The following is a 12,563-nucleotide window of genomic DNA, read 5'->3' on the forward strand; positions in this document are numbered from 1 at the left end:
GTAGAAATTTTAATTGCGGAGCTAGGTTATGCAGGTTTCGAAAGTTTTGTAGAAACCGAGGATGGCGCAACGGCTTATATTCAAAAAGAAGAATGGAACGACAATATACTTGAGGATATTGAAATATTGAATTCTGATGAATTTGAAATCACTTATACTTTTGAAGATATAGAGCAAATAAACTGGAATGCCGAATGGGAAAAGAATTTCAATCCCATTGTAGTGGATAATGTTTGTGCAGTTCGAGCACCATTTCATGATAAGTTTGATACACAATACGATATTGTCATAGAGCCAAAAATGAGTTTTGGTACAGGGCATCATGAAACTACACACATGATGATTCAACATATCTTAAAAACCGATTTCAAAAACAAATCGGTTTTAGATATGGGCTGCGGAACAGGCGTTTTGGCAATACTTGCTGAAATGAAAGGCGCTAAGCCTATTGATGCCATTGATTATGATAATTGGTGTTATTTAAATAGTCTAGAAAACGTAGAACGTAACAACCGAAACCATATCAAAGTTATTGAAGGAGATGCTTCGGTTTTAAAATATAAATACGATATAATCATCGCTAATATAAATCGTAATATTTTAATGCAGGATATGGCAACGTACATATCTTGTTTGAATAAAGACGGAATATTATTTTTAAGCGGATTTTACAAGGAAGATATTCCAATGATTCAAGCAGAGTGTGAAAAACATTTGTTAAAATTTGAAGAAAAATTGGAACGAAACAATTGGGTGTCATTAAAATTTTTAAATTAGTAGAAGAATTCTCCCCAAAAAAAGATTGAAATGATGAGTATTAAAGAAAAAACATCAGAAGAAGTATTAATTAAAGAGGAAGTAAAAACTCAAAATGAGATTGTTTTATATAACGATGAGGTAAATACTTTTGATCACGTTATTGAAACACTAATTCATGCCTGTGATCATACTGCAGAACAGGCAGAGCAATGTTCTTTAATTGTGCATTACAAGGGTAAGTGTACAGTGAAAACGGGTTTGTATGACGATTTAAAACCACGCTGTTCTGTGCTTCTCAAAGCAGGTTTAAGTGCAGAAATTATTTAATTATTTATTCTTCCAACGGCACAACTTACAAAAGATTTAGCTTTTCTTGTTAGCCCGTTTTTATCTCCTACAACAGGATAACCAATATTATTTAAGAGCTCTTTTGCTTTTATGAGCGTATTTTCATGTTCATAATTAAATGATACCGAATGGTTATCATTATTTACTGTTAATTTAGAAAGATCATTAATTTCCGATAGTCTTTTTATTATGGTATTGGCACAACCCTCGCATTTCAAGTTTTGTATTTCTATTGTTGTTTTCATTTTTTTACTTTACAAGTATTAATTCCAAAAAGGGTGTATAAAGGACAAAAATTAATAAAACTAGTTAGTAGAAAAATAATAGCTACGGCTATTAGTATATAGGCTCGTGTGGCAGTAATAATATTAAAATAGTAAACTAGTGCTATGGCAATGGCAATTACGAATCTAATGCCTTTATCTAAAGTTCCCATATTTTTGTCATAGCTTATAATTTAAATTATTCTTTAAGTGTTGAAGGGCACACAAAATTTGTGGTTGGTAAATCACTTTGTTTAATAGCAGCAAAACCTCCTGCAACATCAATTAAATGATTAAATCCACGAGCTTTTAAAATTGATACAGCGATAACCGAACGATAACCTCCCGCACAATGCACATAATACGTGTTATTTTTATCAATGTTATGCATGTTTTCATTTATATAATCTAATGCAAAATGTTGAATATTATTACCTTCAAGATACTCAGATTTATATTCGCCATCCTTTCTAACATCTAATACATTAATAGTTTCATTATTAAAGTGATTGGAAAACTCATCTGAAGAAATAGAATCTATAGTTTCAATATCTTTTCCAGCGCTTATCCATGAAGCCATACCATCTTTTAAATAACCTAAAGTATTGTCGTAACCCACACGAGATAAACGAGTGACAGTTTCTTTTTCCCTTCCTTCTGGCGTAACCAACAAAATGGGTTGTTTTAAATCGGTAATTAAAGCCCCAACCCACGGTGCAAAACCGCCGTGTATACCTATAAAAATTGAATTAGGAATATGCCCCTTAATAAACTCTTTTTCATGACGAACATCAAGAACTAGGGCGTCTTCAAGGTTAGCTAAAGTTTCAAATTCTTCAGGAGATAAAGGGTTGTTCCCTTTTTTTAAAACAGTATCAAAAGCGTCATAACCAGATTTGTTCATCATTGCGTTTTTTGCAAAGTACTGAGGCGGGGGTGCAATACCATCCAAAACTTCTTTCACAAACTCTTCCTTTGTCATGTCTGATTTTAAAGCATAATTTGTATTTTTCTGTTTACCTAAAACACCAACAGTTTCTTTACTTAAATTTTTACCGCATGCCGAACCTGCTCCATGAGCTGGGTATACAATAACATCGTCCGGTAATGGTATAATTTTATTGCGTAATGAATCATAAAGCATACCGGCTAAATCTTCTTTTGTTAAATCAGATTTTATGGCTAAATCGGGTCTGCCAACATCACCTAAAAACAAAGTGTCCCCAGAAAATATGGCATGCTCCTTACCGTTTTCGTCAATTAAAAGAAAAGTTGAAGATTCTAAAGTATGTCCAGGAGTATGCAATACTTTTATAATAATATTTCCTAGTTTGAATTCCTCATTATCTTTTGCAGAATGAATCTCATAATTGGTTTCTGCTCCAGGGCCAAAAATAATTTTTGCGCCTGTTTTTTTAGCTAAATCAACATGACCAGAAACAAAGTCAGCATGAAAATGTGTTTCAAAAATATATTTGACTTTTGCGTTTTCATTGCTCGCTTTATCAACATATTGCTGTGTTTCACGTAAAGGATCAATAATAGCTACTTCACCATCTGATTCTATGTAATACGCACCTTGAGCTAGGCAACCTGTATATATTTGTTCTATTTTCATAATTAACTTTTGTATTGATGCAAAATTACGAAACCATATCTATTTGGAATGTAACTAATATCATATTTAATATTATTTTAATTCTTTGAAAATGATGTAAATAGCCATAATTAAGACAAATAAACCAAAGCTCTTTTTTAATTTGGGACCACTTACAAACTTTGATAAAAACACGCCTAATATGATTCCTAAAATCGAAACTAGAGTAAATATTAAGAGGAAACCCCATTCGATATCTAATGTTTGTACATCGCCCATAAAACCAATTAATGAGTTTATAGTAACAATAATCAATGAGGTTCCTACCGCTTTTTTCATTGGGATATTTGCCCAAAGCACCAAGGCAGGAACATATAAAAATCCACCACCAGCACCAATTATACCAGTAATAGTACCAATTATTAACCCTTGGACAAAGGTTTTGTAGTAGGGTTGGTTTTTTGAAACTACCTCTTCATCTTTTCCTTTTCTAATCATTGAAATAGAGGCTAAAAGCATGATAATAGCAAAGAATATCATGATACCCATACCTTTAGAAATCTCGTAGTCGCCAATTGAAAATATGGTTTCAGGAATACCCGGGACTAAATATCTTCTTGATAAATATACTGCAACAAATGAAGGAAATGAGAAGGCTAATCCTGTTTTAAAATCAACTAAACCTTTTTTATGTTTTTGGTAGGTACCTACCATAGACGATGTGCCTACAACAAAAAGAGAGTAAGCTGTTGCGACAACTGGATTATACCCCAAAAGATAGACCAAAAGCGGTACAGTAAGTATGGAGCCACCTCCACCTATAAGGCCTAAAACTAGACCTACAATGAGTGCGCCTATATATCCTAAAATTTGGGTAGTATCCATTTAGTGTGGAAGTTTGTCTTTTAGAATACCGTAAATAAAAGTACCTAAAATGGCCGCAGCAATTACAATGAGCATACTCCAGACACCAGCTCCTAAAAGAATATACATAGGTCCTGGGCAAGTACCAATAAGTGCCCATCCAAAGCCGAAAATTATTCCGCCAATAATGTATCTGATTAGCCCTTTTTCTTTTTTAGGAACAAAGATATTTGCGCCTTTTATGCTTTTTATGTAACCTTTTTTAGAAATCTGTAAAAAGAGAATTCCTGACGCTATTGCTGTCCCAATAATACCATACATGTGAAAGGATTGAAACCTAAACATTTCATAAATTCGGAACCATGAAACTGCTTCAGATTTCACTAAAACAATACCGAAAAATATACCTATTAATAAAAATTTTACAAATTTCATAAGCTTAAAAAATTAGAGGGAAAATGAAATTAGCCATAATTAATCCACCAATAAAAAAGCCTATAACGGCAATTAATGATGGTTTTTGTAAACTACTTAAGCCTAAAATGGCATGACCAGAGGTACAGCCACCAGCGTAGCGTGTACCAAAACCTACTAGTAAGCCTCCAACCACCAATAGCATAAGTGCTTTTGGCGAAGCCAAAGCATCTAAAGCAAATATTTCGTTTGGAACTAAAGTTGTTCCTGGATTTTTGAAACCCATACTTTGAAGCTCGGTAACTGTTGTTGGGTTTAAATTTGTAACACTATCATTTGATAGAAATTTAACGGCTATATAACCGCCGATGAGAGAACCTAGAACAACTGTTAAATTCCAGATTTGGTCTTTCCAATTGAACTTAAAAAAATCTATAAATTTGCCTGCTCCGGCAATAGAGCACATGGTTCTGAGGTTTGAGGACATTCCGAATGTTTTACCAAAATAGAGTAGGAGTGCCATAACTAAGGCAATAAGTGGACCTGAAACATACCAAGGCCAAGGGTTTAATAGATAATGCATACCTGATAATTTAGCGCAAATTTACATTGAAGTTTGCTTTTTTGAGTAATAAACGTAACTTAATAATATTTAATCGGTTAGATTTATAAGAATTATTTTTAGGATTTTAATCAGATTTTGTAATGATTACGGCTAATTGCGCTAGGAATTGATGCTGTTCGAATAACTGTTGATATTTTTAACCTTTTTAAAACCAGCGAAGTAATAAACTAATTGCAGAACTAAAATTTTACATATTTCCTTGTCCTTTGTCCTTGCAATGACACTTTAAAAAGATATAACAAAAAGCCTAACCCTTGGGTAGCACCCAAATAATTTAAATAATCACGATTTTATTTCTACCCAGTTCTATTTTGTTTTCATTTTCAAGCTTTTTTAAAAGCCTGGATACTACAACGCGCGATGTATTTAGATCTTCGGCAATATCTTGATGTTTGATTGATATAGTTTTAGATTCATCAACCATTGCCATGTTTTTTAAATATTTGTACAAGCGTTCATCCATTTTCATGAATGCAAGATTGTCAATGGCTTCAAGCATTTCATCAAAACGTATTTGATAACTTTGTAGTATAAAATTTCGCCAACTAGCGTTGTTATGAAACCATTTTTGCATGTTTTCTACAGGAATCATGACAAGACTAGAATCTTTTTCGGCAACTGCTCTAATTTTACTTTTTGTTGTACCCAAACAACAACTGAGCGACATAGTGCATGTTTCTCCTGCTTCTAAAAAATACATGAGTAACTCGTTACCATCTTTGTCCTCTCTAATGATTTTAATATCACCTGTTAGTAAAAGCGGAATAAAATTTAATGACTGATTAATATCAATTATAATATCATCTTTTTTGAATTTTTTTAAAATTCCGTTTTTAGAAATCTCAGTAATTAAATCTTCATCTAAACTATGGGCAAATTTTTGCTGTAAAAGGTCATTATTCATACCCAAAAATAACAATTTAAAATTGAATTAATTTATTGTGGGAATTTTAAAATATTTTTAAACTAAATTATTTAATTAGAAAGTGGAATAACTACCTCCTTCTTACTTTACAGCCAGTTTTATTAATATTATTTTTAAATCGTGATAGAATTAAGTTTATACCAATAAACACCGTAAACCACATCCAGTTTTGATTTACATAGAAGGTTAAACCAACAATTTTTCCAAAATATATATTTAATATTTTTATTATTTTTAGATATGAGCCTCCACCAACTTAGAAGGACTGTTTATTTTTTGATTTTTATTGAATTCTGTGATTAAATTGAATATTATATCAATATTTTAAAAATTGAAAATGGGATAATTATACTTTATTTGCTACCTCTTTTTACCGTCTTAAAATCAATTCAAAATCGTCAATAATTATGGTTATTTTGTGACTATCAATATCCGACTCGCTATAAAACACCATAAAATTAGTATTTAATATTGTTATATCTTGTAAGATAAGTTACTTAATGAATATTAATTCCTGACTCTTAGGAATAATTAAAAATCTCATTAAATTGAAATAAGATTTGGTAGTGTTTTAATAAAAAATGTATATTTGCACCCACGAAAAATGGCCTCGTGGCGCAACTGAATAGCGCACTTGATTACGGCTCAAGAGGTTACTGGTTTGAATCCAGTCGAGGTCACTAATGATAATAAAGGTTTACAGAGATGTAAGCCTTTTTTGTATCTAAAATACACACACTTTTACACACACTCATAAAATAATACCTCATCTTTTGCTTATGCATGTAATATGCTTTTATGATGCCTTATCAAATGATTGCTCAATTAAAATTATTAGTGAGTTTTTTATCTTTATTTCGTTTATGGAATATTGAAATAATGATAACTGTTATGAGAGCAGTGATAATAGAAAGTATACCACCGATTGTAGCCATTATAATCCAGAAAAACGGGTAAAAAAGATTTCCTGCTTGTGCGCCTAAATCGACTATATTGTTATCTGTTAAGTAAATACTGTATCTACCTCCAATCAAGAAACCAATAATACCAGATATTAATACAACAAATATTTTTTTAAGTAATTTCATTTTAATTATCTCTAATTATTTAGTTTTTAGGCTCTCTTATAACGACGGTTAGTATATGAAGCGTAGCCTGCCGATAGGCGGCTATGATTTCATATACATTGTTGGCAGTAGTTTTTTTTTCCATCTCATTTATTCTGCGAGATTAAGTTGCCACGAAATGCCATATTTGTCTCCACACCATCCGAATTTTTCACCAAATCCGTAGTCTCCTTCACCTGCATAGTTGTCAAGAGGAACCATAATCTGGCCACCATTTGAAGAAAGTTTTGCGAATAACGTTTGTATCTCCTCTTCAGAGTTGCAGGAAACGAATAGGGATATTCCAGGAGTAAATGACCAAGCATGATTATAATTACTTTCTGAAACCATATAATCAGTTCCATTTAATGTAAATACTCCATGTTTAATAAGTTCAGGTGTACCTCCTGCTTCCCCGTCCGAGTATTTTTGTATTCTTTTAATTTCCGAATTCGGAAAGATGGAGGTGTAAAAGTTTATCGCTTCTTCAGCCTTTCCACATTGGCTGCCCACAAAAGTTAGAAATGTTGTTATTTTCATTTTTTCATTTTTTCATCACGTAGAATTTTCTCCATTTTACGACCTCTTGCCAATTCATCAATGAGCTTTTCCATACGTCTGCATTGTTTATACAACTCAAATTCATTATCTATTTCTTCAATTCGATAACCACAAACGACTCCTTTAATCAAGTGTGCGTTAGGATGTATTTTAGCTTTTTGAAAAAATGTTCTAAAAGTTACTTTCTCTTCAATAAGTTTTTGTAAATCATCTTTATCAAATCCAGTAAACCATTCTATTACTTGGTTGAGTTCTTCTTTTGTTCTTCCATTCTTCACCAATCTATTTAAGTAGAGCGGATAAATAGATGCAAAAATCATTTTTGCAACTTTTTCATTTTTTTCAGCTGTAACTTTCATGTCTAATCTATTTTAATTGGTGCATTTTGAATTACTGCCAACTTGATTATATGGATGTTAAATTAACCTATTTTGTTCCCAAAGGATAGGATATAAATGATTTTTACATCACAAAATCATCTTTTTTGTTCTTTATTGTATTTAATATTTTTTTTTAACAGAGATAAATATATCAATCTTATTGGAAGTTTTTTATTACAAAAAAATAAATATAACTTAATATTACGAATATTACAAACAATAAATTGTTAAGGAGAGAGTATTACGGAATACCGCAATTGTTTATTGGAATTTTGTAGAATACTTGTCGAGTAGACGACCGGTTTTAAAACTCCTTACTTCGGTTATGGTGTTATGTTTAGCATCATAAACCACTTCAACAAAGAATTTGTCTATGGCGTAACAGTTGCAAAAATACACATGTTATTTGTCATTAAATACTAATTTTTGCTAACGGTCTTGTACAAGATTACTTGTGTATTTAGGTGAGAAGGTTTTCCGCAGGAAAATCAGGGTTAATAAACTTGCAACGACCTTTGGTCAATCTCCAAATTGAGTAATTAGCTTTATACATTGTTGTAGCATGTTATTTTAAATCAATAGGAATAATTTGTTTTGTTTTTCGGCTTTTCTCTGCCATAAACCCCATGATGTGACTCTCTACAGATGCATCTATTGTTGAGGTTAGCAAACTTGGATCTTGTTTATTTACAGCATTAATCCAGTCTGTTACTAATCCCCAATCTCCACCACCATGACCGCTATTTTTAGAATTACTAATATCATCAATAGTAACGTCCCATTTAGTCGCTTTACCAGTTAAGAAATCTGTATGGATAAATTCAGTCATATCTCCTGTGATGTCACCGTGCGAACCCATAATTCGGGTTCTTCGGCCATGATATGAGGTAAAGGCTTCCATAGAAAAATTGGCAGTAATACCATCTTCAAATTCCATTGAAGTAACATAATGATCGGGTTGATCATTTTCCATTTTGTAAACACAACGCCCGTAATTCGTAGTTTTTAATTGTTCTAGAATATAATCACTGTGCTTAGATTTATCATCTGGTAAGTCAAATACAGAAGACCAACCGCCACGTTCGTTATAAATTTTCAAGGCTGAATAGGGGCAGGTAGATTCTACTGAGCAACCATCGGTACATCTGTTAGTGCTTCCTTCTGGAGCATTAGCCTCTTTAAACCATTTTAAGCTACCAAATGCAGAAATACTTTTACACGGTTTTCCTATCATCCATCTTAAAATGTCTAAATCGTGACACGATTTTGCAAGAATAATCGGAGTTGTTTTTTTTGAGTTATGCCAGTTTCCTCTAACATATGAATGTGACATATGTATATGTTGGATGGGTTCAAGGTGTTGGATACTGATAAGTTCTCCTATTGAACCAGACTGAATCATTTCGCGTAATTTAATAAAATAGGGAGCATAACGTAATACATGACACACAGCGACAATTCTGCCAGTTTTGTTAGCTAGTGCAAGAATATCTAGACATTCTTTCTCTGTAGGAGCTATCGGTTTTTCTAATAAAATATCATAACCCATTTCTAGAGCTTTCATACATGGTCCATAATGTAAATCGTCTGGCGTAGAGATAATAACTGCGTCAGCAAATTTAGGTCGATCAAAAACATGTTCCCAAGTTACAAATCGATTTTCTTTAGGAATATTATGCTTTTTTGCGTAGCGCTCATTTCTTATAGAAATCGGTTCGGCAACACCAACAATATTTAATTCTTTGGGGAATTGGATACCGTAATTCCCGTATACATTTCCTCTTCCTCCTGCTCCTAAAGTTATGACGGTTACTGGTTCCTCGATATCATGATTTCCGTAGTCTTTAACAGGAATTGTTTTAGCTTTAGCATCCGTATTTGCAAATCCAGTTAATGGACTTGACAACAAGGAAACACTGCCAATTCCAATAGTTAAATTTTTGATTGCTTTCCTGCGGTCTATTTTTTTCATATTGAACACAATGTTGGTTAATTTATAATATGCGAGAACGTGCATATATAGTTACGTCAACTTTATATCTATTATAAATACACTAAAAGGCGTGTTTGTTCTTTTAAATGTAATAAAATAATTCTAAAAAATAGTCGCGTCAACTTTTTTATCAAAATTTAATAGGTCTGTTATACTTGTAACTATTTTTATTGGGATATTTTCAGAAGAAAATAACTCTTAAAAATTAATACCTATGACAAGTCAAGAAAAAGCCTGGGCAACATGATATTTGTAAATTAATAGAGTATTCTGTATTAATTTAAAAATTAGTTATGTTGGTTTATACCATATGATAAATGTCATTTTTTACTTACTTTTATTGTATTATTTTCGATTTTAAGTTAAAATCTGACAACATGAAAGGGAAAGACGAGAGATACGATATGAAAAAACAAACGATTTCTAGTAAGTTTGTGTATATTTTAAAAACGGTAACTGGCATGACGATTTTTTGCGTTTTAATGCTTTTAATTGGAGCATCTATTTCTTTACTTTTTGATTTTTTAAAGGGCTATGTTGGCGCATTTTTTTAGTATTATTTCTAAAATATATAATGCGGTTTTATTTGAGAAGATATTTTGAAAACTAATGAAATCTGAATAGAGAGGTAATACCAATCTAGACTATTCATATCACATCAATAACCTAATTATACTCGTTGAAATGCATATTAGAAAGCAGATTAACATAAGAATTCTATTTTGAGCATCTGTTATTAGTTTATCTAATACTATTAGTGTTAATTTATTAAGTATTAATTAAGGCTTTGGTGAGAGAGAGGTTTTATTTCTACGAATTAGGTGTCTATTATTTAGGCACCTCTTTTTTGTTTAAGCGTTTATGATTTAGGGGTGTTTATTGTTATATATTAATAAACAGTTGTTGATTTTATTAATCTTTTCAAGTATTGTTTTGTTTATATGTTATGTGTGATTTTATGCTAGTTAATAAACACTAAATACGTGTATTATGAATAAAGAATCATTAAAACTAGACTACGATAAGGCATACGGAAAAGGTGTGAAATTATTAGAAAGTAAAAAGTATTATGATGTGAAAGTTGGTCTATTTATTTTAATAGGTATTCAAACTGGTTTAAGAAGTATTGATTTGCTTAATCTGAATAAAAGTCAAATAGAGTTTAAAGATAATGGTGCGGTACTAAATTATACTGCACATAAAACTGGTAAAGATGGTCAAGCATTTGTTGATACTTCAATATCTAATGCCATTCAAAGTATAAATAGAGATGAGATTTTCTTTAATGAATTGATGAAGGTTCAATTTAGTCACACATGGATAAATAGAAGATTAAAAACTGTGTTCGCTACTGAATATAAAAGTGCTATTAAGCAAGGCTTAACTCGAAATGTACATAGTTTACGTAAGACTAGCGGTTCATACATCTATAGTAAATATGGTGTTGAAACTGCTAGAGAAGTGTTGCAACATTCTGGGTATAATGTTACTGTTGCATACCTAAAAGAAACTAAAGAAAACCATCTGAATAAATTAGAAAATTTATTTGCTTAAAATAATTATTATTTTTAGTTTTATCACAGTTCGAAATAAGATTTCTTTATAAGATATGTGAAAAGTTCTCTCACAACTAATTAATAGCAAGTAGCATATCTTAGAAGAAGTCGTTTACAAACAACATAAGGCTATTCAGAGCCTCTTTAAGTCATTATCTCACGTTAGTAATGCTAGTAGGTGTTTCTATATATCGTTGATTTGGCTAGGCGAAATGAAGTCAAAATTCGGCTCTAAATCTCGCCGTATCTGTATCTCTAGCTAATAAGTAGCTACATATATTATTGCATTTCGTTTTACTCCCTTTTTAATGTTCTGCCAGTGATTCGGTTGCTTAAATTTTGTAATTATTTTGAAGTATTAACAAATATTAATGAAAGTATAGTATAATTCTTGTATCTTGAGCTATATCTTTTCACGGTTATTCGTTGGGACTAACTATAAAGATTGTACTAAAGAGAGAGGACTTGTGAGAAAGCGCCTCTCTTTCTTTTGTAGTACAATACAAACTTATTTCTTTTTTTTGATCGTTACAACTAGATAATGACGTTACCATCTACATTTAATAATAAAATAAGAATTATTTAACAATTTAATAATATAGTAGTTGATTAAATAGTGGCTACTTCAAATGTTTTCGTAATTGGTTTTACTGTCTGTTTTTTTAACGATAATACAGTCTTATTGTTAGTTCTTTGGGTTCAATTTGTACAATCGCACCTTCGATTTTATAGTTTTCAACTAGGTTTGCTAATTTTCTGCTATTCATTATACCAACAGCTTCTCTATTATTGCCATGATAAAAACGTACCTCATTTGAATCTGTTTTTGTCCAAGCAGTTACTTTGTCATTAACATGTATCTTTTCTTCATAAATTTTGGTATGTGGCACATAATAAGTTCCCAAACTCGTTTTCTCAACTTGTTTTTTTGTAGTTGGTTTTTTAATAGTTTTTGATGCCATTCGGCTTTCTGTGTTATATGCTTCCTGTACTTCTCGTTTATTAATTAATATTATCAAACCTATTATCACAATTGATAGAGAAACGTATAAAATAGTATCTGCCATGATTAGAATTTAATATGATTAAGTAGCAAAATTAAATCAATCGATGTAAGTATAATATGATATTAATCACTAGAAGTAAAAAAGAATAATAAATAAATACGCTTC

The 12,563-nt window shown here is 31.3% G+C and carries 16 protein-coding genes and 1 tRNA gene; 5 read left to right on the top strand and 12 right to left on the bottom strand.

The features are described from left to right. Together prmA and QZ260_RS06680 are read left to right on the top strand one after the other, a co-directional pair. Positions 1-777 (top strand): 50S ribosomal protein L11 methyltransferase (gene prmA / locus QZ260_RS06675; RefSeq protein ID WP_295984254.1); only part of this gene is annotated, 777 nt, incomplete at its 5' end. Positions 778-810: 33 nt separating this feature from the next. Next, positions 811-1,086 (top strand): ATP-dependent Clp protease adaptor ClpS, encoded by a 276-nt coding sequence (locus QZ260_RS06680; RefSeq protein ID WP_295984286.1) that lies wholly within the window; start codon positions 811-813, stop codon positions 1,084-1,086. Here the strand turns inward: QZ260_RS06680 and QZ260_RS06685 are convergent. The 7 genes from QZ260_RS06685 to QZ260_RS06715 form a co-directional block, all read right to left on the bottom strand. Next, positions 1,083-1,352, bottom strand: coding sequence for a heavy-metal-associated domain-containing protein (locus QZ260_RS06685; protein ID WP_295984256.1), 270 nt, complete (start codon positions 1,350-1,352; stop codon positions 1,083-1,085). The genes QZ260_RS06680 and QZ260_RS06685 overlap by 4 nt on opposite strands. Next, the gene (locus QZ260_RS06690) at positions 1,349-1,543 is read right to left on the bottom strand and encodes a DUF2892 domain-containing protein (RefSeq protein WP_295984258.1); all 195 of its coding nucleotides are present in this window, start codon (positions 1,541-1,543) and stop codon (positions 1,349-1,351) included. Before QZ260_RS06690 ends, QZ260_RS06685 begins: the two co-directional genes overlap by 4 nt. 26 nt (positions 1,544-1,569) lie before the next feature. Continuing rightward, entirely contained in the window at positions 1,570-2,988 is a 1,419-nt protein-coding gene (locus QZ260_RS06695; RefSeq protein WP_295984260.1) for an MBL fold metallo-hydrolase, read from the bottom strand. A 72-nt stretch (positions 2,989-3,060) separates the two neighbouring features. Continuing rightward, positions 3,061-3,852: a sulfite exporter TauE/SafE family protein gene (locus QZ260_RS06700; RefSeq protein ID WP_295984263.1), complete on the bottom strand. Its 792-nt coding sequence runs from the start codon at positions 3,850-3,852 to the stop codon at positions 3,061-3,063. Next, positions 3,853-4,266 (bottom strand): DUF6691 family protein, encoded by a 414-nt coding sequence (locus tag QZ260_RS06705; RefSeq protein ID WP_295984264.1) that lies wholly within the window; start codon positions 4,264-4,266, stop codon positions 3,853-3,855. Positions 4,267-4,270: 4 nt separating this feature from the next. Beyond that, complete coding sequence (locus tag QZ260_RS06710; protein ID WP_295984266.1) at positions 4,271-4,828, bottom strand: YeeE/YedE thiosulfate transporter family protein; 558 nt, start codon at positions 4,826-4,828, stop codon at positions 4,271-4,273. 316 nt (positions 4,829-5,144) lie between these two features. Then, complete coding sequence (locus QZ260_RS06715) at positions 5,145-5,774, bottom strand: Crp/Fnr family transcriptional regulator (RefSeq protein WP_295984267.1); 630 nt, start codon at positions 5,772-5,774, stop codon at positions 5,145-5,147. A gap of 627 nt (positions 5,775-6,401) precedes the next feature. Between QZ260_RS06715 and QZ260_RS06720 the strand changes: the two genes are divergently transcribed. Further along, positions 6,402-6,475, top strand: a tRNA-Arg gene (locus tag QZ260_RS06720). Between the two features lie 141 nt (positions 6,476-6,616). Here the strand turns inward: QZ260_RS06720 and QZ260_RS06725 are convergent. The 4 genes from QZ260_RS06725 to QZ260_RS06740 all read right to left on the bottom strand — a co-directional run bounded on the left by QZ260_RS06725 (position 6,617) and on the right by QZ260_RS06740 (position 9,814). Continuing rightward, the gene (locus tag QZ260_RS06725) at positions 6,617-6,883 is read right to left on the bottom strand and encodes a hypothetical protein (RefSeq protein WP_295984268.1); all 267 of its coding nucleotides are present in this window, start codon (positions 6,881-6,883) and stop codon (positions 6,617-6,619) included. 129 nt (positions 6,884-7,012) lie between these two features. Beyond that, positions 7,013-7,441: a VOC family protein gene (locus tag QZ260_RS06730; RefSeq protein WP_295984271.1), complete on the bottom strand. Its 429-nt coding sequence runs from the start codon at positions 7,439-7,441 to the stop codon at positions 7,013-7,015. Then, the gene (locus QZ260_RS06735; protein ID WP_295984272.1) at positions 7,438-7,821 is read right to left on the bottom strand and encodes a DUF2200 domain-containing protein; all 384 of its coding nucleotides are present in this window, start codon (positions 7,819-7,821) and stop codon (positions 7,438-7,440) included. The genes QZ260_RS06730 and QZ260_RS06735 overlap by 4 nt, the downstream gene beginning before the upstream one ends. 586 nt (positions 7,822-8,407) lie before the next feature. After that, positions 8,408-9,814: a Gfo/Idh/MocA family oxidoreductase gene (locus tag QZ260_RS06740; RefSeq protein ID WP_295984274.1), complete on the bottom strand. Its 1,407-nt coding sequence runs from the start codon at positions 9,812-9,814 to the stop codon at positions 8,408-8,410. 398 nt (positions 9,815-10,212) lie between these two features. Between QZ260_RS06740 and QZ260_RS06745 the strand changes: the two genes are divergently transcribed. Both QZ260_RS06745 and QZ260_RS06750 read left to right on the top strand, forming a co-directional pair. Further along, positions 10,213-10,389: a hypothetical protein gene (locus QZ260_RS06745; protein WP_295984278.1), complete on the top strand. Its 177-nt coding sequence runs from the start codon at positions 10,213-10,215 to the stop codon at positions 10,387-10,389. A 436-nt stretch (positions 10,390-10,825) separates the two neighbouring features. Then, on the top strand, positions 10,826-11,389 hold the full coding sequence (locus tag QZ260_RS06750) for a tyrosine-type recombinase/integrase (protein ID WP_295984281.1): 564 nt from the start codon (positions 10,826-10,828) through the stop codon (positions 11,387-11,389). Positions 11,390-12,053: 664 nt separating this feature from the next. Here QZ260_RS06750 and QZ260_RS06755 read toward each other — a convergent pair. Next, complete coding sequence (locus QZ260_RS06755; RefSeq protein ID WP_295984283.1) at positions 12,054-12,458, bottom strand: hypothetical protein; 405 nt, start codon at positions 12,456-12,458, stop codon at positions 12,054-12,056. Positions 12,459-12,563: the final 105 nt, after the last annotated feature.

The organism is uncultured Algibacter sp. (genome assembly GCF_905480415.1).
Taxonomy (GTDB): Bacteria; Bacteroidota; Bacteroidia; order Flavobacteriales; family Flavobacteriaceae; genus Algibacter_B.